This window comes from Shewanella spartinae, from assembly GCF_019457555.1.
GTDB classification, from domain to species: domain Bacteria; phylum Pseudomonadota; class Gammaproteobacteria; order Enterobacterales; family Shewanellaceae; genus Shewanella; species Shewanella loihica.
Window position 1 is genome coordinate 2,722,004 of record NZ_CP080418.1, and the last position, 25,853, is coordinate 2,747,856.

The 25,853-nt window shown below is 54.8% G+C and carries 23 protein-coding genes; 2 read left to right on the forward strand and 21 right to left on the reverse strand.

All coding sequences use genetic code 11. The features are described from left to right. Positions 1-67 precede the first annotated feature (67 nt). Positions 68-2,011 (forward strand): glycoside hydrolase family 97 protein, encoded by a 1,944-nt coding sequence (locus K0I31_RS11990; protein WP_220078537.1) that lies wholly within the window; start codon positions 68-70, stop codon positions 2,009-2,011. 139 nt (positions 2,012-2,150) lie between these two features. Here K0I31_RS11990 and K0I31_RS11995 read toward each other — a convergent pair whose 3' ends face one another. After that, positions 2,151-4,157 (reverse strand): DNA topoisomerase III, encoded by a 2,007-nt coding sequence (locus K0I31_RS11995; RefSeq protein ID WP_220078538.1) that lies wholly within the window; start codon positions 4,155-4,157, stop codon positions 2,151-2,153. 163 nt (positions 4,158-4,320) lie between these two features. On the opposite strand from K0I31_RS11995, the gene K0I31_RS12000 reads away from it, so the two are divergent. Then, positions 4,321-4,596, forward strand: coding sequence for a hypothetical protein (locus K0I31_RS12000; RefSeq protein WP_144204485.1), 276 nt, complete (start codon positions 4,321-4,323; stop codon positions 4,594-4,596). A 159-nt stretch (positions 4,597-4,755) separates the two neighbouring features. Here the strand turns inward: K0I31_RS12000 and K0I31_RS12005 are convergent, their stop codons facing one another. From K0I31_RS12005 to trmJ, 20 genes are all read right to left on the reverse strand, one after another. Then, a complete protein-coding gene (locus K0I31_RS12005) occupies positions 4,756-6,873 on the reverse strand; it encodes a methyl-accepting chemotaxis protein (RefSeq protein WP_220078539.1) in 2,118 nt (705 codons plus the stop codon). A gap of 230 nt (positions 6,874-7,103) precedes the next feature. Continuing rightward, complete coding sequence (purF, locus tag K0I31_RS12010; protein ID WP_220078540.1) at positions 7,104-8,618, reverse strand: amidophosphoribosyltransferase; 1,515 nt, start codon at positions 8,616-8,618, stop codon at positions 7,104-7,106. Between the two features lie 87 nt (positions 8,619-8,705). Then, entirely contained in the window at positions 8,706-9,194 is a 489-nt protein-coding gene (locus K0I31_RS12015) for a CvpA family protein (protein WP_011866100.1), read from the reverse strand. A 218-nt stretch (positions 9,195-9,412) separates the two neighbouring features. After that, positions 9,413-10,111: a cell division protein DedD gene (gene dedD / locus K0I31_RS12020; RefSeq protein ID WP_258406488.1), complete on the reverse strand. Its 699-nt coding sequence runs from the start codon at positions 10,109-10,111 to the stop codon at positions 9,413-9,415. Between the two features lie 6 nt (positions 10,112-10,117). Next, positions 10,118-11,416 (reverse strand): bifunctional tetrahydrofolate synthase/dihydrofolate synthase, encoded by a 1,299-nt coding sequence (gene folC / locus K0I31_RS12025; protein WP_220078542.1) that lies wholly within the window; start codon positions 11,414-11,416, stop codon positions 10,118-10,120. Positions 11,417-11,474: 58 nt separating this feature from the next. Beyond that, on the reverse strand, positions 11,475-12,260 hold the full coding sequence (truA, locus tag K0I31_RS12030) for a tRNA pseudouridine(38-40) synthase TruA (protein ID WP_220078543.1): 786 nt from the start codon (positions 12,258-12,260) through the stop codon (positions 11,475-11,477). A 261-nt stretch (positions 12,261-12,521) separates the two neighbouring features. Then, positions 12,522-15,215, reverse strand: a complete 2,694-nt coding sequence (locus K0I31_RS12035; RefSeq protein ID WP_220078544.1) for a FimV/HubP family polar landmark protein — start codon at positions 15,213-15,215, stop codon at positions 12,522-12,524. A 200-nt stretch (positions 15,216-15,415) separates the two neighbouring features. Next, entirely contained in the window at positions 15,416-16,432 is a 1,017-nt protein-coding gene (locus tag K0I31_RS12040) for an aspartate-semialdehyde dehydrogenase (RefSeq protein ID WP_220078545.1), read from the reverse strand. 2 nt (positions 16,433-16,434) lie between these two features. Beyond that, positions 16,435-17,565: a 4-phosphoerythronate dehydrogenase gene (locus K0I31_RS12045; protein ID WP_220078546.1), complete on the reverse strand. Its 1,131-nt coding sequence runs from the start codon at positions 17,563-17,565 to the stop codon at positions 16,435-16,437. Positions 17,566-17,709: 144 nt separating this feature from the next. Further along, positions 17,710-18,141, reverse strand: coding sequence for a nucleoside-diphosphate kinase (gene ndk, locus K0I31_RS12050; RefSeq protein WP_011866107.1), 432 nt, complete (start codon positions 18,139-18,141; stop codon positions 17,710-17,712). A gap of 201 nt (positions 18,142-18,342) precedes the next feature. Next, positions 18,343-18,534, reverse strand: coding sequence for a Fe-S cluster assembly protein IscX (gene iscX / locus K0I31_RS12055; RefSeq protein ID WP_220078547.1), 192 nt, complete (start codon positions 18,532-18,534; stop codon positions 18,343-18,345). 119 nt (positions 18,535-18,653) lie between these two features. Next, a complete protein-coding gene (gene fdx / locus K0I31_RS12060; protein ID WP_011866109.1) occupies positions 18,654-18,989 on the reverse strand; it encodes an ISC system 2Fe-2S type ferredoxin in 336 nt (111 codons plus the stop codon). 8 nt (positions 18,990-18,997) lie between these two features. Further along, positions 18,998-20,860, reverse strand: a complete 1,863-nt coding sequence (hscA, locus tag K0I31_RS12065; protein ID WP_220078548.1) for a Fe-S protein assembly chaperone HscA — start codon at positions 20,858-20,860, stop codon at positions 18,998-19,000. A gap of 72 nt (positions 20,861-20,932) precedes the next feature. Next, positions 20,933-21,454 (reverse strand): co-chaperone HscB, encoded by a 522-nt coding sequence (gene hscB / locus K0I31_RS12070; protein ID WP_220078549.1) that lies wholly within the window; start codon positions 21,452-21,454, stop codon positions 20,933-20,935. Positions 21,455-21,469: 15 nt separating this feature from the next. Further along, positions 21,470-21,793 carry an iron-sulfur cluster assembly protein IscA gene (gene iscA / locus K0I31_RS12075; protein ID WP_011866112.1) on the reverse strand — a complete coding sequence of 108 codons (324 nt, stop codon included), beginning with the start codon at positions 21,791-21,793 and terminating at the stop codon, positions 21,470-21,472. A gap of 14 nt (positions 21,794-21,807) precedes the next feature. Next, the gene (gene iscU / locus K0I31_RS12080; RefSeq protein WP_011866113.1) at positions 21,808-22,191 is read right to left on the reverse strand and encodes a Fe-S cluster assembly scaffold IscU; all 384 of its coding nucleotides are present in this window, start codon (positions 22,189-22,191) and stop codon (positions 21,808-21,810) included. 36 nt (positions 22,192-22,227) lie between these two features. Beyond that, positions 22,228-23,442 carry an IscS subfamily cysteine desulfurase gene (locus K0I31_RS12085; RefSeq protein WP_220078550.1) on the reverse strand — a complete coding sequence of 405 codons (1,215 nt, stop codon included), beginning with the start codon at positions 23,440-23,442 and terminating at the stop codon, positions 22,228-22,230. A gap of 77 nt (positions 23,443-23,519) precedes the next feature. Further along, positions 23,520-23,981: a Fe-S cluster assembly transcriptional regulator IscR gene (gene iscR, locus K0I31_RS12090; protein WP_011866115.1), complete on the reverse strand. Its 462-nt coding sequence runs from the start codon at positions 23,979-23,981 to the stop codon at positions 23,520-23,522. A gap of 196 nt (positions 23,982-24,177) precedes the next feature. Beyond that, complete coding sequence (gene cysE, locus K0I31_RS12095; protein WP_011866116.1) at positions 24,178-24,999, reverse strand: serine O-acetyltransferase; 822 nt, start codon at positions 24,997-24,999, stop codon at positions 24,178-24,180. Positions 25,000-25,003: 4 nt separating this feature from the next. Beyond that, the gene (gene trmJ, locus K0I31_RS12100; protein WP_220078551.1) at positions 25,004-25,762 is read right to left on the reverse strand and encodes a tRNA (cytosine(32)/uridine(32)-2'-O)-methyltransferase TrmJ; all 759 of its coding nucleotides are present in this window, start codon (positions 25,760-25,762) and stop codon (positions 25,004-25,006) included. Positions 25,763-25,853: the final 91 nt, after the last annotated feature.

Below are 25,853 nucleotides of genomic sequence, written 5' to 3' on the forward strand. Positions count from 1 at the left end.
CGTCAATCGACATGCTTCAATGACTTACCTTCGGGAATTTCCCCGTATGAATCAGGAGTAATGAAACATGTTGCAGCGTTTTTTGACGGCGCCCCAGGCGTATAAGCAGCTGATGTTGGCAGGAGTACTAACGCTTCCCAGCGCACTGGCCATGGGCGAGACCTATCAACTCAGCTCCCCGGACGGCAGCATCTTGGTCGATGTCATCGCCGAGGAGCAGCTCAGCTATCGCGTCAGCGTCGACGGCCAGACCATCCTGGCCCCATCACACATCGCCATGACCTTTGCCGATGGCACGGCCCTCGGCAACGCGCCTCAAGTTGTTGAGGTCAAGCGCAGTGCCATCTCAGAGCAGCTCACCCCGGTTATAAAGGTGCGTACCGCCAAGATAGACAACCAATACAACCAGTTGAACCTGAGCTTCAAAGATAACTACCGGGTGGAGTTTCGCGCCTTCGATGAAGGGGTCGCCTATCGTTTCAGCGCCCAGCAGTCAGGTAAGAGTGCCCTCACCTCTGAGCAGGCCGAGTTTAACTTCGCCAAGGGCACCTTCGCCTACTTCCCCTTCGAGAAGAAGTTTGCCAGCGCCACCCAGCCCAGATTCACCCCCATCGCCGCCAAGGGGATAGACAAGGAGGAGCTGGGTAGCCTGCCGGCCCTGTTTGTGGTCAATGGCGTCAATGTACTGCTGACCGAGACAGATCTGCAGAGCTATCCCGGTCTCTGGCTAAGGGGCAAAGGTGATGGCAATCTCTATGGCGTGCACCCATTCGAGCTGGATAAAGATGAGCAGTACACAAAGGATCTGGGCATCGTCAGTAAGTCTCGCAGCTATCCCTGGCGCATCCTAGCCATCGCCCGCAGCGACGCCGAGCTGCTCGACAACCAGATGAGCTACACCCTGGCCGAGCCGTCGCGCATCGAAGACACCTCCTGGATCAAGCCCGGCAAGATCGCCTGGGACTGGTATAACGAGAACAACCTCAAGGGGGTCGACTTCAAGGCGGGGATCAATACCGAGACCTACCAATACTACGCCGACTTTGCCGCCGACTTTGGTATCGAAAACATCCTTATCGACGATGGCTGGTCATCACAGGAAGATGTGCTTACCGTGCTGCCAGGCATAGACATGCAGGCGATCATCGCCCATGCCAAAGAAAAGGGCGTCGGGGTGCAGCTGTGGGTGCCCTACTCGGCGCTGGACAAGAATCTGGAAGAGGCGTTTAAGCTCTACGCCAAATGGGGGATCAACGGCGTCAAGATAGACTTCATGGACAGTGACAGCATCAAGCGGGTGGATTTCTACTGGCGAGCCGCCGCCATGGCCGCCAAGTACAAGCTGATGGTCAACTTCCACGGCGCCTACAAGCCCGCGGGGATCCACAGAACCTACCCCAACGTGATGACCCGCGAGGGGGTCAGAGGACTGGAAAACAACAAATGGTCTGAGGTGACCTCGACCCACAACCTGCATCTGCCCTTCATCCGCATGATAGCTGGCCCGCTGGATTACACCCCGGGCGCCATGGCCAATGCCCAGCAGAAGAACTTCAACAAGGTTTGGTCTCGCCCCATGAGCCTGACCACCCGGGCGCAGCAGATCGCCATGTATGTGATCTACGAGAGCCCGCTGCAGATGCTCGCCGACACCCCAACCAGCTACCGCGCCGAGCCTGAGATCCCGTGCTTCATCGCCGCCATTCCTACGGTGTGGGATGACTTCAAGGTGCTGCATGCCAGCATAGGCGAGTATTTCACCATAGCGCGACGCGCAGGTGATGACTGGTATATCGGCGCCATGACCAATACCCAGGCGAGAAGCCAGCGGATCAACCTGGACTTTCTGGGAGATGGTGAGTATGAGATGCAGCTGCTGCAAGATGGCATCAACGCGGGTAACTTCGCCGAAGACTATAAGCTGATCAAGAAAACTGTCACCAAGGGCGACAGCCTAGATCTCAACATGGCGGCCAACGGCGGCTATGCCATACAGCTGATCAAGCGTTAAACGCCCCACCCCAAGGGTCTGAGTTGCGTCACATTCTATGCGTTCAGGCCCTTACCTTTTCTCTTGCTTACGCCCTTGCCTATGCCCTTGTCTATGCTCTTACTTATGTTCTTGCTTAGATTCTTGCTTAGCCTCTTAATTAGGCGCTTGTTTTAGCCCTTGTTTTAGCCGCGGCTCTAGTTGCAGTCTTTTTCGCCCCGCTAGCCTTGCCTTTGGCACCTGTCGCCCCGCCGCGTCGATTGCCGTAGCCACGCTTCTTAAACGAACGCTTAGGCGCCTCAACCCCTTGCAAGGCCTTGGGCAGCTGGGCACCGGCCTGCATGATAAGCCCATTGAGCGACTCGACTAGCGGCGCCATAAAGCTCAGGTACTTGGCCTCTTTACGGCTGATGGCGTCAAGGTGACTCTCCCACAACGCCGTCATATCAGGCGTGGTGGCAGATTCGGGTAGGCTATTGATGAGGCCGCGACCGACCGGGGTCGAGACGATAGACTTTCCCTGGCGCGTCAGAAAGCCACGCTTGAACAGCAACTCGATGATCCCGGCGCGGGTCGCCTCTGTGCCCAGGCCGTCGGTTTCCTTGAGGATCTTACGGATCTCAGGGTTAGTCACGTAGCGGCTGATCCCCGTCATGGCACTCAGCAGGGTGGCATCGGTAAAGGCCTTGGGAGGCTGGGTCTGCTTCTCGATAAGCTCTCCCAGGCCAGAGTGCAGCTCTTGCCCCTTATGTAGCGGCGGCAGCAGGGCCAAAGCCTCATCGCCGTCGGCCTTGTCATCGCTGCGCTTAGGGAACAGCTGTTTCCAGCCGGGGGCGATCTCCTGCTTAGCCTTGGTATGAAAATGGCCGCCGGCGATCTCCACCTCAACCTGAGTCTCATGGTAACGATAGACGGGGTAAAACTGCGCCAGATACTGACGGGCCAGTTGCAGGTAGATCTGTTTCTCGGCCTGACTCAGGGCGCTCAGGGTGGCTACCTTCTCGGTGGGCACTATGGCGTGGTGGGCATCCACCTTGGCATCGTTCCAGGCCTTGGAGACTATCTTAAGATCCGGCGCGGCGCACTGGGCGGTGAGTTCGCCAGCCCCCTTGAGCACGGCGCCGATCACGACGGGGGCCAGGGCCAGCTGCTCCTTGGGCAGATAACGGCTATCGGAGCGCGGATAGGTGATCAGCTTATGTTTCTCATACAGTGACTGACAGGTATCGAGCACCGTCTTAGCACTCATGCCGAATCGCTTCGCCGCATCTATCTGCAGCGACGACAGGTTATAGGGTAAGGGTTGCCCCTGCTGCTTATCTTTGGCCTGCAGATCCGTGACCTTGGCAGGCTGCTCTGTGATCCGCCCTACCACGTTTTCCGCCAGACGGCGCGACAGCACCCGCCCCTCCTCATCCATGTAGGGCTGACAGGCCTCGCTGGGTTGCCACTTGGCCTTGAAATGCGCCTGTTCTTGGGTATAGAGATTGGCCAGCACCTCGTAGAAAGGCTTGCTGACGAAATTCTCAATGGCCTCATCGCGGCGCACCACCAGGCCTAAGAGTGGCGTCTGCACCCGACCGACAGAGAGCACTCCCTGATAGCCCACCTTGCGGCCCTGCAACGTATAGGCGCGGGTCATGTTCATGCCATAGAGCCAGTCGGCGCGGGAGCGCGCCAGCGCCGAGGTCGACAGGGGGATAAACTCTCGGTTGCTACGCAGCTGCCCCAAGGCCCGTTTAACGGCCTGGGGATTGAGGTCGCTCACCAGCAGGCGCTGGGTCTGTTCTAGCTTGTCGCCCTTGACCCCCAGATAGGCGATCACCTCATCCACCAGCAGCTGACCTTCACGGTCAGGGTCCCCGGCGTTCACCAACTGACAGGCCTGCTTGACCAATTTTCTCAGCACACTGAGCTGACCACGGGTCTTGCTCTTGGGGGTCATCTTCCACTGCTGCGGCACTATGGGCAGATGGTCGAACGACCACGACTTGAAGGCGGGATCATAGCTGTCGGGCTCGGCTTGCTCCAGCAGGTGCCCTATGCACCAGGAGACGGTATCGCCATTGGCCGCCGTGATATAGCCCTCGCCCTTCTTGTGGGGTTTAGGTAACACATCGGCGATTGCCCGCCCGAGACTGGGCTTCTCTGCTATGTATAGGATCATACTGACATCAATTACTGTATAAATTAACAGTAACTTTAAACCACTCGCGGCCCTGGCGCAAATAGGAAAAACAATCTCATGCTTACGTGTAAATTTAGTTGAGAATCATTCTCACCAATGCCTAATCTAAAGGCTAGTCTAAGGGCAATTCACGGAGGCCGATATGCACACACGACTCAAGACCCCACAACGACCCGAACGCCTACTGATTTACGCCACGCTGATGACGACGGCGCTGCTGTTACTCTCGCTGTCATCCTCCCTCTTTCCCTGGCGTCTGGATCCCCTAGTGCAATTTAGCCTGCTGCTGTTGCTAAGCTGCGCCGGCACCCTGTTTGCCCTCGCCCGGCATGGCGCACACCATAGACCGGCCCTTGGGCTACTCTTCGGCCTCTGGCTAATGGTGTGGGTAAGCCAGGGGTTGCTAATGCCGGTGTGATCGCTAACCTGCGCTTGCCTCTATAAGCTAAAACTTAGCTCTGCCGCGGCCGCTGCCCCTGCCACAGCCACAGCCGCGGCATTCGATGCGACTGCCATCTGACCACAAAAAAGGCGCCTCCCAGGAGACGCCTATATTACAGATATGAAAACCTCAGCTTTAGGTCTTTAACTTACCCAGCTGCTGATGTTGCTGCTCTACCAGGCCCGCCAGGCTGGCACTGCTCTGCTGGGCCTCGTCGGCGAGTCTCGCCAGCTCGGAGGCTGAATCTGAGATACCTGTGATGTTACGGCTGACCTCTTCGGTCACTGCACTCTGCTCCTCTGCGGCGGTGGCGATATGGGTCACCTGGCTGGAGACCTCCTGAATTTGATTCACAATGGTGTTGAGTGAACTCAGGGCCGACTCTGTCTGGGCCACGGCGCGCTGGGCGCCATCCACCCCTTGGTCGATGATCTGCGAGGCACTGTTGACCTCGCGCTGCAGCGCCTCGATCAACTTGCCTATCTCATCGGTCGAGCTCTGGGTCTTGGAGGCCAGCGCACGCACCTCATCGGCGACCACGGCGAAGCCCCGGCCTTGTTCACCGGCGCGGGCGGCTTCGATGGCGGCGTTAAGTGCCAGCAGATTGGTCTGCTCGGCGATGGCGCTGATCACCTCGAGGATCTTGCTGATGTTGGTGCTGCTTTCCGCCACCTTACCCACGGCCTCCTTAGCCAGCAGGGATTCTTGAGACATATGAGTCACATAGCCCATGGCCTGGCTCAGGCTGTCTTCACCTGCCTTGACGTTGAGGGTCATCGCCTCGGTTTCCGACGCCGTCTGCTCAGACGCCTTGGCCACCTCGAGCGCGGTGGCGCTCATCTCGTTGACCGCAGTCACCACACTCTCGATATCACTGTACTGCCGATTGACGCTGTTGTGTGTCTGCTGAGCTATCTCCGCCGCCACCTGACTCTCGGCCTGCGAGCGTGACGCCAGCTCCTTAAGCTCGCCAATTAGCAGCCTCAACTTATTGATAAAGCCGTTGATGCCACCGCCTAGGGCGATGAGTTCGGCGTGGGACTCCACTGTGACCTGCTGGGTCAGATCCCCCTCGGCGCTGGCTAAGTTCTCCACCCGGCTCTGAATCACCTTAAGCGGCGCGACAATAGATCGGATCACCAGGCTGATGGTAACCACGGCGATCAGTGAGACGATGACGCCTACGATCAGCAGCAGGCTGCCCAGAGAGCTGGCCATGGCAGACATCGCCTTATCCATGGCATTCGCCGCCTGATAGGCATCGGCCTTGGCCACCTCAATCACCAGCGACCACTGCGCCTTGGCGAGCGGGATCTCGATGGGATAGGCAACTATGATGTTATCGCCCTGCTCGAGGTAACCGCCCTGGCGATGTAGCCCGGTCAACTGACTGGCAAGTGACGGGGCGACAGACTCACCCAGTGGCCGCGCCTTCTTATCATAGTGGCTGGCCGCCACCACCAAGCCTTTCTGGCTCAGCAGGGTCACCTTGGCCTTGCCCTGATACAGGCTGGCCGAGAGCTCGTCGATCAGCTTCTGAAACACGGGCAGATTAACATCCACGCCGATTACGCCGCGAAAGCTGCCGCCCACCACCACAGGCACGGTTAAGGAGGTCATCAGCGCCGTGTTGCCTGGGCTTATCTCATACAGGTAGGGCTCCATCAGGCAAGGCTGCTTAGTGTCCTTGGCGCACAGGTACCACTCTGCCTCGCGCACGCCAAACTCCTTGAGGGTGGCATCGTACTTCTCGCTGGCGTCATCCACCTGCTGATGCTCGACGCTGCCATCGTCGCTGCGGGTGTAATAGATCTCCAGGGTACCCACCTCGGGCACGCTATGACTGATCTTCTGGGTATAGTCGCCGTCGCGGCCATCGTAGCCGTTGGGCTCGAACTGGGCATACATGGAGGAGAGCTGACTGTTCTTTCGCAGCACGCCGGCCACCGACTCCTCTACCCCTTCCCGAGATAGCGGCTGGCTAGCGGCGCTCTGCTCTATCATGCCGGCAAACGAAAAGGGGATCCGATAGGCCTCATTGATAAAACCCGCCACCCGCTCACCATACTCACCGGCCCGGGCGCTGAGGCGCTGGCGAGTTTCATCATGCAAAGCGCCTTGCACCTGGCCCGCCAGTTGCGCGTTTTTATCGCTGAGCGACCACCAGAGGCTGAAGGAGAGGATGGCGACTATGATCAAAAACAGCGCTGAGGTGATCCAAAGCAACTTAGTACTGATGGACAAGTGTTTCATTTATCACTCCTAGGGATGACGGCAGGCTCGAGGCTTAATACTTTCACTCATTAAACATAGCACTAAAGCATTAAAACACCATGCTATCAGGTATTTAATTACCCTTGCAGAAAAAGTGATGTAGCAAAATGCCCCATAAATAAACCGAGCACTTCTATAAAAATACCGACCACTCCCATAAAAAAACCGACCACTAGGGGTCGGTTTTTAGCGGACGCATGCGCTATCCCTTAGGGATGACAGACGTTATGTAGCTCTAAGTTAGTGCCGATATCCTTGATGCGATTGGCCTTGGCATCGTCGTTACGTAGCTGGGTCAGGTGATCCAGATAGGCCTGATCCACATCGTTGGTAATATAGTTACCGTCAAATACCGAGGTCTCGAAGCGTTTGATATCCGGGTTCTGCTGACGTACGGCTTCGATCAGGTCTTCCAGATCCTGGAAGATGATGCCATCGGCACCGATCAGCTTATTGATCTCTTCGGCGTCGCGACCATGGGCGATCAGCTCGCTCGAGGTCGGCATGTCGATACCATAGACGTTAGGGAAACGGATCTCAGGAGCCGCCGAGGCGAAGTAAACCTTCTTGGCACCGGCTTCACGGGCCATCTCGATGATCTGCTCTGAGGTAGTACCGCGCACGATAGAGTCATCCACCAGCAGCACGTTCTTGCCCTTAAACTCGGCGTTAATGGCGTTTAGCTTGCGGCGAACCGACTTCTTTCGCTCCTGCTGACCCGGCATGATGAAGGTACGGCCGATGTAACGGTTCTTCACGAAGCCCTGACGGTATGGCAGGTCCAGGTTACGGGCGATCTCTAGGGCGATATCGCATGAGGTTTCAGGGATCGGGATCACCACGTCGATATCGTGATCTTCCCACTCTTTCTTAATCTTCTCACCCAACATGGTACCCATGTTGACACGGCTGCCGTAGACAGACACCTTGTCGATGGTCGAGTCTGGACGGGCAAAATAGACATATTCGAAGATACAAGGTGAATAGCTTGGCGACTGGGCACACTGGCGGGTATAGAGCTGACCATCTAACGAGATATAGATGGCTTCGCCTGGAGCGACATCACGTACCGTCTCGAAACCTACGGCATCAAGGGCCACGCTCTCAGAGGCCACCATATATTCGGTGCCCTGCTCTGTCTCGTTCTTACCCAGTACCAGTGGACGAATGCCGTAAGGATCGCGAAACGCCACCAGGCCCTGTCCGATGATCATCGCCGCCACGGCGTAGGCGCCGCGTGTCAGCTCATGTACCTTAGTGACCGCCTCGAAGACTTCGTCGGCAGTGAGGTACTGGCTCTTGGTGTGTTGCAGCTCGTCGGCCAACAGGTTAAGCAGGACTTCAGAATCTGAGGTGGTGTTCACGTGACGACGTTGCTTCACCAGACGCTCGTGCAGCTCGACCGTGTTGGTCAGGTTGCCGTTGTGCGCCAGAGAGATCCCGAAAGGAGAGTTAACATAGAAAGGTTGCGCCTCAGACGCGCTCGAGCTACCCGCAGTTGGGTAACGCACGTGACCTATGCCGGCGGTGCCTTGCAAGCGCTGCATATGCTTAGGTTCAAATACGTCTTTTACCAGACCATTGGCCTTACGCAATCTAAACGCATTGCCATCAACGGTGACAATGCCCGCGGCGTCTTGGCCACGATGCTGTAGCACTGTGAGTGCATCATAGATTGTCTGATTAACCGATGTTCGGCCAACTATTCCGACGATACCACACATGGGTAGGTTTCCTCATTTTAAGATGTTCTGATAATTATTATCTGCGGCCATGACCTGAGGTTAAGGCACGCCTATGCTTACGCATTCTTATATTTTAGGTACAAAGCTTGAGGTGTTTTCCACGTAGTCGAAGAACCACTGGATAACCACTCCGAATTCGGGAACCAGTTGCGAGCTGGCCCACCAGTCTGTCTTGGGCGCCCCGGTAAAGGCGTCCAGGAAAAAGAGTATCGCGCTAACGATGAGTGCGCCACGCAGAGCGCCAAAACAGAGGCCCAGCACCCTGTCGGTACCAGACAGGCCCGTCTTGACCACCAGTTGGCCGATAAGATAGTTAACTAAGGCACCGAGAATAAGGGTCGAGATGAACAAGATTGCGATGGCAATGCCGTTACGCACCATTTCATCTTGCATCTGGGTCAGGTAGACGGCGAGATCTTCATAAAATTGACTCGCCACGAAGAAGGCGGCAAACCAGACCACGAGTGACATGGCTTCCTTAACGAAACCACGAAGCAGACTAATTAAAGTCGAGATTGCGATGACCGCAATAATGGCATAATCGATCCAAACCATTGAATAAGGTGATCCAGCATTAGCATTAAGACGGCGGGATTTTACCAGAGACTGAAGACATTCTCACCCCCTAGCCTAATTTAAAAGTGATTTAGTTTATCCGCAATTACGGACACTGAGTTCTGGCTTGAGGCTATTTTCCCCCTGTAGCGCAGACAAAAACGCCCAGGACAAAGCCTGGGCGTTTGGAAGTGATAACGGTAGAGCAAAGCAGTGAGTTAGAGCAGCGGATTATAATCGACCACCGCCGACTTAAGGCCGGTAAACTTATCCAGCTTGGTCTGCAACTTCTGTAACTTGCTCTTGGAGATATCCGGGCCGACAAACACCTTAGTCAGCTGACCATCCACCGGCTTTTTCGGCACAGTATAGGCACGGTAGCCCTCGCCTCGCAGTCGCTTGACCAGGGCGTTCACATTATCCGCATTCTTAAAGCTACCCAATTGCAGGGTATAGGCCGAGCTTGCGACCTCAACCTTAGATTCAGTCGCCTTAGCTTGCGTGACTTTCGCTGGGGTTTGCCTAACTTCACTGGTTTTAGGCTCGCTGGTTTTAGCTACGCTGGTATTAGAGGCGTCCGTTTTCGCCGCGCTTGTCTTATCATCCGCGCCATCATTCGTCCCCTGCTGCTCGGCTGAGGCTTGGCCGGCGCTTTCATCTTGAGCGTTCACCTGGTTGTCGAACTGAGCCTGCTGCTCACTCAGGTCTATAGCCGTAATACTTTCCTGCTCATCGAGGCGGGACTCGGCCTGGGGCCGCAGTGGGATCTCGGCAAACTGCTCTTCCTGATGCTGCTTCTTACCATCTAAGATATCGGGCAAAAAGATCACCCCCAGGGCCACCAAGACTATGATGCCCACCAGACGGTTTTGAAACTGGCTCGATACCTTCTCTTGTTTGACTTCTACTTCATCCACCTGCATTTAACTTAGGTCCAATTGCTTAAACTCTGCCACAGTGTAAAAGGAGCCAAACACAATTACCACATCGGATTGGCCAATCTCTGGCTTTAACGCCTGGTATGCCTGCTCAACAGAGGCAAACCCATAGGCAGCTTTGTCGCCGCTCAGATAGCTGAGCAGATCTTGCGCCTTAGCGCTGCGCTCACAGTTTAGATCCGTCAGATACCAGACGTGGATCTGAGCCTCGAGCAGGCCAAGCACGGCGCGGCAATCCTTATCTTTTAACATGCCGCACAGGGCGAAGATACGCTTACCCTTGTAAGCCTCGAGTCGCTGGGCCAGATAGGCCGCCGCATGGGGGTTATGGGCCACATCTAAAATGATCTTAGGCTGCTCGCTGACCACCTCCAGACGACCGGTTAACTTAGCCCCGCTTAGCCCGGCATCGATAGATGTGCGAGCCGCTTGAGTCACAAACTGTTCTGCCAACAATTGCTGCACCACAGCCAGGGCGGTTGCCGCGTTGGCCAAAGGCAGGGTCGGTAGTGGCAGCCCTTCTATTGAGAGCCTAGGCAGAGAGATTTGCGGCTGTATGGTTTCGCCTAAGGTAAAGCACCACTCAGTCTCACTCGCCTTGTAGCTAAATTCGTGATTCACCCGTACCATCTTGGCGCCGATAGACTCGGCGTATTCAACAACGCTTACTGGCAAGTCTGGGTCGCCAATCACCACGGGACGGCCAGCGCGCATGATCCCCGCCTTCTCGCGGCCCACCAACTCCCGGGTATCGCCCAGGTATTCCTGATGGTCGATGTCGATGGCGGTGATCACCGCAATATCGGCATCGATAATATTGGTGGCATCCAGGCGTCCGCCAAGCCCCACCTCAAGTAACACGAGATCCAGCTTCGCCTGCTTAAACAGGTAGAGTCCGGCCAGGGTGGCATATTCGAAGAAGGTCAGCGAGGTATCGCCGCGCGCGGCATCTATGGCACAAAACGCCTCGATAAGCGCCTCATCGCTGGCATCTACCCCATCGATGCGTACCCGCTCGTTATATTTGAGCATGTGAGGCGAGCTGTAGACTCCAACGCGCTGCCCGGCTTCTCTCATGATGGCTTCTATCATGGCGCAGGTGGTTCCCTTGCCATTGGTGCCGGCAACGGTCACCACCGTGGTGCCCTCGAGGCTATCGAGCCCCATGACCTTGGCAACGGCCGCGACACGGCCAAGGCCCATATCTATCTCTGTGGGATGAATTGCCATCAGATGATTCAGCCAGTCATTAAGGCCAGATTGTGCGTTGGGTACAGGTGTCATATCAGAATCTTTCTAACTCTTTGTTATTCAGTGTTGTTATTCAGAAATATAGTTGGGGTTAGTCGAGCATAAACAGTGGCCCCAGGGCCAGTTTAGGCAGGGCATAGTGCTCGGGATAGGTCACATCCACTAGATAGAGACCGTTAGGTTTAGCGGTCGCCGCCGCCTGAGTGCGATCCTTCAGCGCCAGCAGATCCTTAATCCAGCTCACGGGTTGACGGCCATAACCCACCTCGAGCAGGGAGCCGACGATATTACGCACCATGTGATGCAAGAAGGCGTTGGCCTTGATGTCGACGCAGATATACATGCCCTGGCGGGTCACATTGACCTCGTGAACACAGCGAAAAGGAGTGTTCGACTGGCACTGGATGGCGCGGAAACTGGTAAAGTCCTGCTCACCCAGCAGGAACTGGGCCGCCTCATGCATCTTGCTCTCATCTATCTGCCCCGGATAGTGGCTCACGCCAGAGCGGAGAATGCCGGGTCTGAACTGATGGTTATAGATCATGTAGCGATAACGGCGGGCGGTGGCGGTAAAGCGGGCGTGGAATTCGTCATCCACATCCTTGGCCCAGCGCACGGCGATATCATCCGGCAGGTTGACATTGACCCCTAGGGTCCAGGCACTCTCTTTACGCACGGCATTGGTCTCGAAATGCACCACCTGGCCCGTAGCATGTACACCTGCGTCGGTACGTCCGGCGCATTGAATCGAAATAGGTTCGTTGGCAACGAAAGATAGGGCTCTCTCGAGCTGGGCTTGTACCGAATCCACCTCGGCCTGACGTTGCCAGCCAAAATAACGGCTGCCATCATATTCGATACCTAATGCTACGCGCATGAAATACCTGTCCTCATGTTTAATTACTCACGTTTAAATAAATCTGTTCGCTAGGCGGCGGATTCTAGCACAAGCTAGGTGTTAACTGGATAGTAAATGGCGCGTTAACTGGATAGTTAAGGAGAGAGTTAAGTGGAGAGTTAACTGCACCGATAGTCAACCTCCAGGCTCGCCGCCATCAAAAATATGCTCGCCGCCATAAAAAAACGGCGCCTAAGCACCGTTTTTCAAATCGCTTTTCTATTTTAGAGCGCGTCAGGGTTAGAGCTCGTCTAGCAGCTTCTTGGCTTCCTGCTGCTGACGCTCGTTGCCGTCCAGCTCGACCTCTTTAAGCAGCGCCTTGGCGCTGTCCATATCGTCTATTTCTATATAGGCGCGTGCCAGATCCAGCTTGGCATTGACCGCATTCTCTTCGTCGTCCACATCGACCATGGCGGCGTTGCCCATCAGGCTATCGAGCTCGCCCATGTCAACATCCAGCTCCTTGTACTTATCGACATCCAGCTGCTCCTCGTCGGCCTCATTGAGCAGTCTGTCGATATCGATAAAGCCGTTGTCTTGCTGGAAGGCGGTCAGATCGTGCTCGGGCACGGCTCTGGCGGGACGCTTCTTCTCCGCCGCATCAAGGGCAGCCAAGGCCTGATCTACGGTCAGATTATCATCATCGTCCAGCTGCAGCGAGATACCATCGTCATCATCCTCAACCGGCTTCTCTTGGGCGCTTGGCGCATCGCTGGTCAAGGCTGATTCCCACTCCAGCATGTTATCGCTGCTGCGCTTGTTCCCCTTGAGATCACCGAAGAAACCCGATTCACCCTTTTCGACCTTAGGCTCTTCCGCCTCTTCGACCGATTCGAGATCGGCGAGCAGCGCGTCGAGATCCACCTCGCCGTCATCTTCGGCCTTAATCTCTTGCTCGGCTTCCGCCTCTACAGCCGGCTTATCTTCACCCAGGTCGAACTCGAGCGGCGCGTGACCGGCCGATTTGCTCTCTTCCTGCTCTGCGGCTAACTCGGCTGCAACGTCAAGTTCTGGCCCTGTCTCCTCAGGTGCAGCCTCCTCAGCTTCAGCCTCGGCGAACTCAAGATCGGCGACTTCGGCTTCTGGCTCGCTTGCCGATGCAGCTGGTTCAAATTCGGCCAGTAAGGCATCAAGATCCGCCTCTTCAACCTCATCGTTTTCCTCCTCAAGCTCGGCGGCGATCTGACGCGCTATCTCATCATCCTCGCTATCGGTCGCTTGGGCTGCCGGCTCGGCATCGAATCCGGCCAGCAAGGCGTCGAGATCTGTCTCATCGACATCGCCCTCATCACCTTTGGCCTCGATCGCCTCTTCGAGCTCCTGGGCAATCTCATCGGCCAAGGTTTCCTCGGACGCTGCTGTCGCTGCAGGCTCGGCGGCTTCTTCTGGCTTAATCTCTTCTAAGCTAGTCTCTTCTGCGTGAGTCTCTTCTACGTTAGCCTCTTCGTTTGCTGTTTCTGCCGGCAGGTCAAACTCCGCCAGCAGCGCATCCAAGTCTTCCTCTTTAGCGTCTTCGCTTGGCGTCTCTTGCTCAAATTCGGCCAGCAGTTCGTCGAGATCTGTCTCTGTGGTCGCCTCTTCTTCAAAAGTTGGCGCCTCGAAGGCAGTTTCTTCGATGCTCTTCTCTTCGACATGTGTCTCTTCGACTGGCGCTTCTTGCGGGGCATCTAGTTCGGCAAGCAGGCTGTCGAGATCATCTTCCTGAGTTGTCTTGGCTTCTTCCTGCTCCTGCTCACCCATGGCCTCGGCCCAGAGATCGTCCAGCGATTGACCTTCATCCTCAATCGGTGACATCACCTGCTCATCACCCGCATCCACTACCATCTCGGCAGCTTCTTGAGGCAGCTCATCACTCAGATCCGCCTCGGGCTTAAGCTGAGTCTCATCGACCTTCATCAAGGAATCCAGCGAATCGGCCTCATCATCTGTATCCAGATGCACAGCCATCATCTCTTCGCTATCTTCAGGCGCTGGCGCGACAGGCTTATCGTCCATCGGCGGCGTTACGGGCGCGCTCGACTCGACCGCCTCGCTCTTGTTGTTGCGACGCTTGATAAACAGCCATACCAATACCAACAGCAATAGCGCCGGAATGGCCGCGAACAGACCGAGATAGAGGGGGTTATCCATCATGGTGCGCCAGCTGTCGTCCACCTCTTTAGGCTTTGCCGGTTGAGTCGCGGCGGCCAGCTGCTGACGAAGCTGCTCGACCTCACTGTTTAGCTGCGCCTTCTGCTCTTTTTGAACCAGCAGCGCCTCTTCCAGCTCGGCGATACGGCTGCTTTGTTCGTCTATCTTAGCCTGCAGCATCTCGCTGTCGTTGTTGCCCAGGTTTAACTTATCTTGTGCCCTGGCCAGCTCGTCGGTGAGCGACAGGTTCTTAGCCTGCTCGGCCTCGAGCTTGGCGGTTAGCGCCTCGATCTGCTTCTGCTGCTCGGCGCTAGGCTTATCTGTCTGAACCATCTCTGGCTGACGAGCTTCTGACGCCTGAGCCTGTTTAGTCTGTGTCGCTACCGGCTTAGGCTTAGCTGCCGTCTGTGGCTTCTGACGCCAGCCTTTATCATTACTCTCTGCCTGCTGTTTCGCCAGGCTCTTAGGAATAGCCAGCATCACCTCTTTAGATGGGATCAGCAGGATCATCCCCTTCTCTAGGCTGTTGTAGTTGTCGCTGGTAAAAGCATGAGGATTGGCTTCATAAATCGCTGCCATCACCTGATAGATGGTCACACTCGCATCGGGACGGGTTTTCTGAGCAATACTCCAGAAGGTATCGGATGCCGTAGTTGGGCCATATTGGCGCAGGGTCTGGCGACTTTCGCCATCTGGGCCGGTAATATTGAGAGGTTCTGCGGCAGATAAAAGACCCGAAGTCGACGAGAGAACAAGCAGAGCGCTGGCTAGCAAACCAGCAAGATGCGATGTGCGAAAGTTCATCAATTCTTCCCTTTCAAGCGATGATGGACTGCCATTTGGCAGTGTGCTTTAGGCAATTGTATTTATTGAGATTACTATAAACCAGTTTTAGATGGCCTGCTACTGTTCACATTTCAAAAACAAGTGATCACATAAAAAAAGCCTGCAAACTGCAGGCTTTTTCTCCACTTATGCACTACTTAGCCCCTTAGGGCCAGGGATCAGTAGTAGTCTCTGACCAAGACTTCGGCTATCTGCACGCTATTGAGCGCCGCGCCTTTTCTAATGTTATCAGACACAACCCAGAGGTTGATGCCGTTAGGATGAGAGATATCTTCGTGCACGCGGCCAACGTATACAGGATCGGTTCCCGCCGCTTCTGTCACTGCCGTTGGATACTCTTCGTTAGACTCGAACAGCTCCACGCCAGGCGCATCACGCAACACGGCCTTAACATCCTCGGCGCTCACCGGCTGCACGGTTTCGATATGCACAGCTTCAGAGTGACCATAAAATACCGGTACACGCACCGCAGTTGGGTTAACCACTATCTGGTCATCGCCGAAGATCTTCTGGGTTTCCCAGACCATCTTCATCTCTTCTTTGGTGTAGCCGTTGTCCATAAACTTATCTATCTGTGGCAACACGTTAAAGGCGATCTGCTTTGGATAGGCCTTAGGCTCTACCGGCAGCCCCTGAAGCAGCTTGGCGCACTGATTGGCCAGCTCTTCGATGGCTTGCTTGCCCGAGCCAGATACCGACTGGTAGGTCGCCACATTGATACGTGAGATCCCGTAAGCATCATAGATAGGCTTAAGGGCAACCAGCATCTGGATAGTCGAACAGTTTGGGTTGGCGATGATGTTGCGATTACGGAAATCGGCTATCGCCTGTGGGTTCACCTCGGGGACGACCAGAGGGATATCGATGTCGTAACGGAAGTGCGAGGTGTTATCGATCACCACACAACCGTGCTCGGCGGCGATGGGGGCCCACTTGGCCGACACGTCACCGCCCGCCGAGAAGAAACCTATCTGTGCCTGAGACCAATCGAAGGTCTCCACATCCAAAATTTCGACCTGTTTACCATGGAAAGTTACCGTGTCGCCCGCACTACGACTACTGGCCAGAGGATACAAGTTGGCAACGGGAAAGTTGCGCTCTTCGAGGATCTCAATCATTGTTTGACCCACGGCTCCCGATGCACCTAAAACGACGACGTTAAATTCCTGCGACATAATTACAGACCGACTCCTGAAAAACCTAATTCGAGCAACCAATCTACATCAGAACCCGCGGTATTGGCTAGCATTAACGCGCTAAATTCACGTCGATGCTTATGATTTTTTCTCATCAGGTCGAAGCCTTTGTCATTTTGAAAGCGCTGGCGAAACAGTTCGTCGTCATCACGTAGGTCATAGACCAGACGCACCAGGCTGAGCAAGGCCTTTTCATCGGGCACAGACAAGGGCGACAACTGATGACTCCAGAGCACTGGTAACAGGCTGGCAAGGGACTTGTCGACCGCCCTGCCCAGCTGCGCCATCAAGGCCTGATACAGCATAAAGGTACCGCGAGCCTTCCCCTCCAGGCTATAGCCGGCTATGTGTGGGGTGGCTATCTCAACCAGCGGCACCAACTCGGGCATAGGCTGAGGCTCCCCCTCCCAAACATCCAGCACCAGCTTAAGATCGTTGCGCTGCTGTTTCACCTCGATAAGCGCGCGGTTATCGATCACCTCACCGCGGCAGCAGTTCAGCAGCCAGGTATCTTCACCGAGTGTGTTCAGGCGCGCCTTGTCAAACAGATAATGGGTGGGATGCTCGCCATCTCGAGTTAGGGGTACGTGCAACGAGATCACATCGCAGCGCTCAATAAGCTCATCTAACGAGACAAACTCACGCTCATCGCCCGCCTCTTCGAGCAAGGGATCGTTAAGCAAGGTTTTGACCCCATAGGCCTCAAGGCACTTTTGCAGCGCCGTGCCCGTATTACCCGCGCCGACTATGCCGACCGTCTTGTCCTTTAGCGGACTGTGAAAGCGCCTGGCCAGCTCCAGCATGGCATTGAAGGCGTATTCGCCGACGGCCACAGCGTTACAGCCCGGTGCATTGGTACAGAAGATGCCGCGCTGTTTAAGATAGTCCAAATCCAGATGGTCCATGCCTATGGTGGCGCTGCCCACGAAGGAGAGCTTGTCGCAGCCGTCCAGCAGACTCTTATTCACCTTAGTGACGGAGCGCACCAGCAACACATCGGCATCTTTTACCTGAGCCTGGGTCAGGGTGCGGCCATCGACAATCACCACCTCACCAAGATCGGCAAACAGGGCTTCGACATAGGGCATGTTTTCATCGGCTACAATTTTCATCGACTTCTCTTCACAGTTTACTTGGGGCTACTTTATCGTATTATTTCGCCGTACTATTTTGCCGCACTATTTTTTTGCAGTAAATTTCGGGCACAAAAAAGGAGCCCTAAGGCTCCTTTTCGAGAGTTTTGCATCAGACTCGAATTAACGAGTACGTGGGCAAAGTTCTTCAGCGCTGAAGAAATAAGCGATTTCACGCTCTGCAGAAGCAACGGCGTCAGAACCGTGAACGGCGTTCTCGTCGATGCTGTCGGCGAAATCAGCACGCAGAGTACCACGAGCCGCTTCAGCTGGGTTAGTTGCACCCATGATTTCACGGTTAGCCAGAACAGCGTTTTCGCCTTCCAGTACTTGAACCATGATAGGACCAGAAGTCATGAACTCAACCAGTGCGCCGAAGAAAGGACGCTCGCTGTGCTCGGCGTAGAAGCCTTCAGCTTGTTCTTTGCTTAGGTGAACCATTTTAGAAGCGATGATTTTCAGGCCAGCGGTTTCAAAACGGTTGTAGATAGCACCGATGTGGTTTTTAGCAACGGCATCAGGCTTGATGATAGAAAAAGTACGTTCGATAGCCATGTCTAGCTTCCTTCATTAAACAGGTTTTTAAAAATTCGCGCGGATTATACGAAATTAAATCCGAAAAACCTACCTTTATAGCGAGATGAATGAGACATTCATCAAACCGTCATCTAGGCTGGCGCGATCCGGCTAGCAAACTGGCATGTGCAAATCGAAACCAGCTAGTAAGCAAGCGAGACTTTAAACCTCGATACTGGCTCAGTACTCGTTGATCCAGCAGGCCTGAATCGCCTCCAGGATCCGCTCGTTGCAATGGTTGGGGTCGTCGTCAAACTCATCCAGTTCCAGGATCCATTCCCGCAGATCGGTAAAGCGGATCTTGGCGGGATCCACATCGGGATGGGCCTCGAGCAGACTGAGCGCCACATCGAGAGAATCTATCCATTTCATTGTCTTACCTCTATCGCAAATGCTTATCCCTTAAGTTTAGCCCCTAGGCAGATGGCGGGATCAAAAAAGCCGGTCTGATAGACCGGCTTTCTTTGAGATTGCTAATACATTAAGCAGGCTTAGCCTTCACTCACCATGTTGATGGTGTATTTAGGGATCTCTACCACCAGATCGCTGTCAGGCACCTTAGACTGGCACGACAGACGGCTCTCAGGCTCCAGGCCCCAGGCCTTATCCAGCATGTCATCTTCCAGCTCATCGCTCTCTTCGAGCTCATCGAAGCCTTCACGAATGATCACATGACAAGTGGTACAGGCACAGGATTTCTCACAGGCGTGCTCTATGGTGATGCCGTTACGCAGCGCCACATCCAGCACAGTCTCGCCCACCTGGGCCTCGACTACCGCGCCGTCCGGGCATAACTCTTCATGGGGTAAAAAAACTATTTGAGGCATATTGTTACCTATATATTGTCAACCGACTGGCCCTTGAGCGCCAATCGAATGGAATTATCCATACGTTTCGCGGCAAAGTCCTGGCTGGCATCGTCCAGCGCAGCAATTGCCTTCTCGATGGCGTCAGTATCCGACTGGCTCGCCACCTGTGCCAAATTGGCCATGCCCGCCTGGATGGTCGCCGCTTCCGCTTCGTCCAGCAGATCGCCATCTTTGGCCAGCGCCGCCGACAGGGACTCTAATACCCTGGCCGCTTCTACCTGCTGCTCCGCTAACATGCGGCGCTCGATATCCTCTTTGGCATGGGCCATCGAATCTTTGAGCATGGTGCCGATCTCTTCGTCGGTCAGACCGAAGGAAGGCTTCACCTGAATGCTCGCCTGTACGCCAGAAGATTTCTCCATGGCGGTCACGCTGAGCAAGCCATCAGCATCGACCTGGAAGGTGACACGAATATGTGCCGCGCCGGCTGCCATAGGTGGAATGCTCTTGAGGGTAAAGCGTGCCAATGAGCGGCAATCGGCCACCAGCTCACGCTCGCCCTGCACCACATGAAATGCCATGGCCGTCTGACCATCCTTAAAGGTGGTGAACTCCTGGGCACGGGCGACCGGAATCGTGGTGTTACGAGACACCACCTTCTCCACCAGGCCACCCATGGTTTCGATTCCCAGGGACAGCGGGATAACATCCAGCAGAAGCAGATCAGATTCCGGCTTATTACCCACCAGGATATCAGCCTGAATCGCGGCGCCGATGGCGACCACGCGATCGGGATCGATTGAGGTCAGCGGCGCCTTACCGAAGAAGCCTTCGACGCGCTCACGCACCAGAGGCACGCGGGTCGAGCCACCCACCATCACGGTTTCCAGCACTTCATCATTGCTGATCCCCGCATCGCGCAAAGCGCGGCGACAGCTGGCGATGGTCTTCTTCACCAGAGATTCGATCAAGGCGTCAAACTGCGCCTTGTCGACAACTTGTTCATGAACGTTGCCCTGCTCCAGGGTCAGACTCGCAGTCACGCTGGCCTGTTCGGTCAGGGCCTCTTTCACACGGCGACTCTCGATTAAGAGTGCGCGGCGCTCACTGGCGGTAAGGCTGGTGAGTTGCCAGCTCTCCTGCAGGTGAGCGGCCAGGGCGTGGTCGAAGTCATCTCCACCCAGCGCCGAGTCGCCGCCGGTCGCCAGTACCTCAAACACGCCTTTGTTCAGGCGCAGGATCGAGATATCGAAGGTACCACCACCCAGGTCATAGATGGCAATCACCCCTTCCTGTCCCGAGTCCAGACCATAGGCGATGGCCGCCGCCGTCGGCTCATTGAGCAGACGCAGCACCTTGACACCAAGCAGGTTTGCCGCCTCTTTGGTGCCCTGACGCTGGGCGTCATCGAAATAGGCCGGCACAGTGATCACCACGCCTTCTAAGGCACCACCAAGGGTCTTCTCGGCGCGATCAACTAGTGGCCTTAAGATGTCGGCAGAGATCTGAATGGGATTAAATTGCCCCGCCTGGGTGTTGAACAGTGGCAGGCCATTTTCGCTGGCAGAGAAATGGTAAGGTAGAGAGTCATCCTTGGCCTGAATATCACTCAGGCTGCGGCCCATGAAACGCTTCACCGAGACCACGGTATTGAGCGGGTCCTGGGCGGAGAAACGCTCGGCATCCACGCCTACCTGCACCCCGTCTTCGCTGTAACGCACCACGGAGGCCAGGGCATGACGACCAGATTCGTCGGCCAGGGTATCGGCTACGCCGCTGCGTACGGCCGCCACCAGTGAGTTGGTCGTACCTAAGTCAATGCCTACCGCCAGCCTGTGCTGGTGCGGTGCGGCGCTCTGTCCGGGTTCAGCGATCTGCAAAAGTGCCATATCTTTCCAACTTAAAAAAATAAAGGCTCAGTCGACCGCAATCGACGACAGAGCCATAAAAAACATTCGCGCTTAAAAGAGAGCGTCTTCGGCTCGCTCGAGTTCCGCCTGCAACTTATCCATAAACTTGAGTTTACGCACCAGGTCGGCGGCCTGCTCCAAGACTGAAGCCTCTTCACTGCCTATCTTTTGCGCCAGCTGCGCCGTGATGTCGCTGCGATACTCGCCAAAGGATTGATGCAGGTGCTCGATAGCCTCATCGGGATCATCGCAATCGCTAATCTCCTCCAGCGCCTCGCGCCACTCCATCTGCTGCATTAAAAACATTGTGTCTTTAACCGTGGTGGATTCGTGACTGAGGTCGATTCCCTTGAGGCTGAGCATGTGCTCGGCGCGCGAGATGGGATGTTTCAGGGTGTTATAACCATCGTTAACCTGGGCGGTGTGCTGCACCGCCAAGCGCTTGTCCTGCTCGCTGGCATTGGCAAACTTGTCAGGATGCACCGCACGCTGCAGTTCGCGATACCGCTCTGAAAGCACAGCGGTATCTAGCTCAAACGATGGCGATAAACTAAACAACTCAAAATAGTTCATGTATCTCGATTCGCTCTAAACGGTGAAGCTCTCGCCGCAGCCACACTCCCCTTTCGCATTGGGGTTGTTGAACTGGAAGCCCTCGTTGAGTCCCTCTTTGACGAAATCTAACTCGATCCCTTGCAGGTAGATGAAGCTCTTGGCATCGATGATGATTTTCACCCCATCGATCTCATAAACTTCATCGTCGTCGTTGAGTTCGTCGACGAACTCCAGCACGTATGCCATGCCGGAGCAGCCGGACGTTTTCAGTCCCAAACGTAATCCGATACCTTTACCGCGGTTGGCCAAGAAGCTTCTTACTCGATCGGCCGCCGCCGGTGTCATCGTTATTGCCATTATTACTCCGACTATTACTTTTCGTGCTTAGCCTTGTACTCGTCTAACGCTGCCTTGATGGCGTCTTCAGCCAAGATTGAGCAGTGAATTTTCACAGGCGGTAGGGCAAGCTCTTCAGCAATATCCGTATTTTTAATCGCTTGCGCTTCTTCAATCGTCTTGCCCTTCACCCACTCGGTGACCAGAGAGCTAGACGCGATAGCGCTACCACAGCCGTAAGTCTTGAACTTGGCATCTTCGATGATACCATTGTCGTCGATCTTCAGCTGAAGCTTCATTACGTCACCACAGGCAGGCGCACCTACCATACCGGTAACCACTGAAGGGTCGTTCTTGTCGAATGAACCTACGTTACGCGGGTTCTCATAATGATCTATTACTTTTTCACTGTAAGCCATGATTCTGCTCCAATCTCTATTCGTTTATCGGCCGGATTAATGGTGTGCCCACTGCACTGTTGACAGGTCAACACCATCTTTAAACATCTCCCACAATGGAGACATCTCTCTCAACTGACCGATAGACTTGGTAATGGTCTCGATCGCATGGTCAATCTCCTCTTCAGTCGTGAAACGACCGATAGAGAAACGGATTGAGCTGTGCGCCATTTCATCGTCTAATCCTAATGCACGAAGCACATAGCTAGGCTCTAAACTTGCTGAGGTGCAGGCAGAACCAGAAGAGACCGCCAGATCTTTCAGCGCCATCATCAAAGACTCACCTTCGACGAAGTTAAAGCTGACGTTCAGGCTGCCGCAGTATCTTTGCTCTGAATCACCGTTGATATAGGTTTCTTCGATATGCTTGATGCCGTCCCACAGTCTGTCGCGCAGACGACGGATACGGGCGTTATCGCTCTCCATGTCGGCCTTGGCAATCGCCGCCGCTTCACCCATGCCCACAATTTGGTGAGTCGCCAGGGTACCACTGCGCATGCCACGCTCGTGTCCACCACCGTGCATAGTCGCTTCCAGACGAATACGTGGCTTACGACGGACATACAGGGCGCCAATGCCTTTAGGGCCGTACATCTTGTGAGCTGAGATTGACATGAGGTCAACCTTGCTCTTCTGCAGGTCGATAGGTAGCTTGCCGGCACTTTGTGCCGCATCCACGTGGAAGATCACCTTCTTGGCACGGCATAGCTCGCCGATGGCGTCGATATCGTGGATCACGCCGATCTCATTGTTAACATGCATCAGGCTGAGCAGTATGGTGTCTTCACGCATCGCCGCTTCGAGCTTCTCGATAGGGATGATACCGTTTGACTCAGGCTCAAGGTAGGTTACCTCGAAGCCTTCACGCTCTAGCTGACGACAGGTGTCCAGCACAGCCTTATGTTCTGTCTTGCTGGTGATGATGTGCTTGCCTTTCTTATGATAAAAATGCGCAACACCCTTGATGGCCAGGTTGTCAGACTCGGTAGCACCCGAGGTGAAAACGATCTCGCGTGGATCGGCGTTGATCAGCTCGGCGACCTGGTTACGGGCGATATCCACCGCTTCTTCGGCCTGCCAGCCATAACGGTGAGAACGTGAAGCGGGGTTACCAAAAATCCCGTCCATCGTCATGTATTGCATCATTTTCTCTGCCACGCGCGGATCGACCGGCGTCGTAGCAGCATAATCTAAATAAATAGGAAGCTTCATCTCACACTCCGTACTGAGTAGTCATGGCGCGACCACTTAACCACGTACATATAGTAATAATTAATAACAAAGTTAACTTACAGGGTTACCCTTTGTTCCTGTTGCATCTTGTCTTGCTTGATTGAGATAAATTGCACATCTCGCTTGTTCATCAGACCCGCAAGGCTAATGCCATTTAAAAAATCTGAAATCTGTTTGCTCAAATCGCCCCAGAGCGAATGGGTTAAACATCGGGTGCCGCTCTGACAATTTCCCAAACCTTGACAACGTGTGGCGTCAACCGACTCATCTACCGCCCTAACCACCATGCCCACGGAAATATCGCTGGCGTCGAAACCGAGACGATAACCGCCACCGGGTCCTCTGACGCTGGAGACTAATCCATGCTTACGTAATTTAGCGAAGAGTTGTTCAAGATAGGAAAGGGAGATTCCCTGACGCTCGGAGATGTCAGCTAATGGGACCGGGCCAGAAGTAGAATGCATTGCAACGTCTAACATTGCCGTTACCGCATACCGACCTTTTGAAGTTAGTTTCATAGCTACCACTGCTCTCTAAAATGCTTGGGTCAATTCAACCATACTTGACTATTTTAGTCAAGTATAAAACCTAGCAGATTAGTCAGGTATTAAGGACGTTATCGGAAACAGGAAATACCCTGCTTCGTTGCTGGGGTATTTAACCTGTTTCAAGGCAAAGATTCAACGCTCAGAGGGCAATAAATCTCACTCTTTATTAAATAATGGGATCAAACTCATCTATCGCCTGCTGGCGCTTCTCGGCCGCGGCCTGCTCGGCGTCGCTAAATTCACCCACTTCAAGCTCGGGAAGGCGCTCGGTACAGACGCTGCCGCCCATGCTCTGCACGGCCTGACACACCTCTTGCACCTTAGAGTCCATCAGGTGCATATGATCCAGCATCTTGCCGATGGCATTGGCCACAGGGTCCGGATTATCGGGCGATACCGCGTAGGCATCGAAGCCATATTTCTTGGCCATCTCGGTGCGGCGCTGAACATGCTCCTTGGCCTCTTCGCTGGGTCTGGCCACCTCACGGGCGGGGATCCCCACCACAGTGGTATCTTTAGGTACCTCTTTGACCACCACAGAGTTAGAGCCGACACGCGCCCCATCGTGCATGGTGATCGGCCCCAAGATCTTGGCGCCTGCGCCCACTACTACATTGTTACCCAGGGTCGGGTGACGTTTGCCCGCCTGCCAGGTTGTTCCCCCCAGGGTCACGCCATGGTATAGGGTACAATCGTTGCCTATCTCGGCGGTCTCCCCTATCACCACACCCATGCCGTGGTCGATAAAGAAACGGTCGCCTATGGTGGCACCAGGATGGATCTCCACCCCGGTCAGCCAACGGGAGAAAGTTGAGATCATGCGCGCGGTGAGACACCACTTGGCCTTCCAAAGCTTATGGCTGACACGGTGGATCCAAATCGCCTGCATACCAGGGTAGTTGAGCAGGATCTCTAGGGTACCGTTTGCCGCCGGGTCTCTGTGATAGATGGAGGCTATGTCATCTTTAATTCTGGAAATCACGCCCATGGCTCTATTCTTCCTTCGTTGACTGTGCGTCTTGTGTGGCCTGCTGTGCCAATTCAACCTTCTTGTCGACCGAGGTCAGGATACCGCGGAGAATGTTCATCTCCTGACTCTCGATTCTCGCCCGGCTAAAGAGGCGTCTGAGCTTAGTCATCACCTGCCCCGGATGTTGCTTGATGATAAACCCAGTTGACAGCAGGGTCTTCTCCAGGTGAACGAAGAAGTTTTCCTGCTCTTTGGCCAGGGGATACGCCTGTTCTTCTACCGTCTCGGGATCCATGGCAAGGTGCGCCACGCGCGCCTCATAACAGATGATCTGCACCGCCTGGGCCAGGTTCAGCGAGGTGTACTCAGGATTGGCCGGTATGCTCACATGATAGTTGCACTTTTGCAGTTCGTCGTTGCTCAGGCCGTTACTCTCGCGGCCAAAGACGATGGCCACTGGGCCGTTAACGGCGGCTCCGGCGAGCTTCTCACCCGCCTGACGGGGATCCAACATGGGCCAGTCCAGGGTACGGCTGCGGGCACTGGTGGCGATCACTAGGCTGCAGTCGGCGATGGCATCTTCCAGACAATCGACGGTCACCGCATGCTTGAGGATATCCGACGCCCCGGCGGCAAGCGCCACAGACTGGCCATCGGGTGCCACCTTGGGCTCGGCGAGATAAAGCGTGGAAAGGCCCATGGTTTTCATGGCACGGGCGGTTGAACCTATATTACCTGGATGAGTGGTTCCTACGAGAACGACACGAATATTGCTAAGCATGAAACAAGTTTGATTTCTTTCTATAGAACAGTGGATTGATGGTACCACAGCGCAAGGGGATCCCTTAATATAAAAATCTATATTTGATATA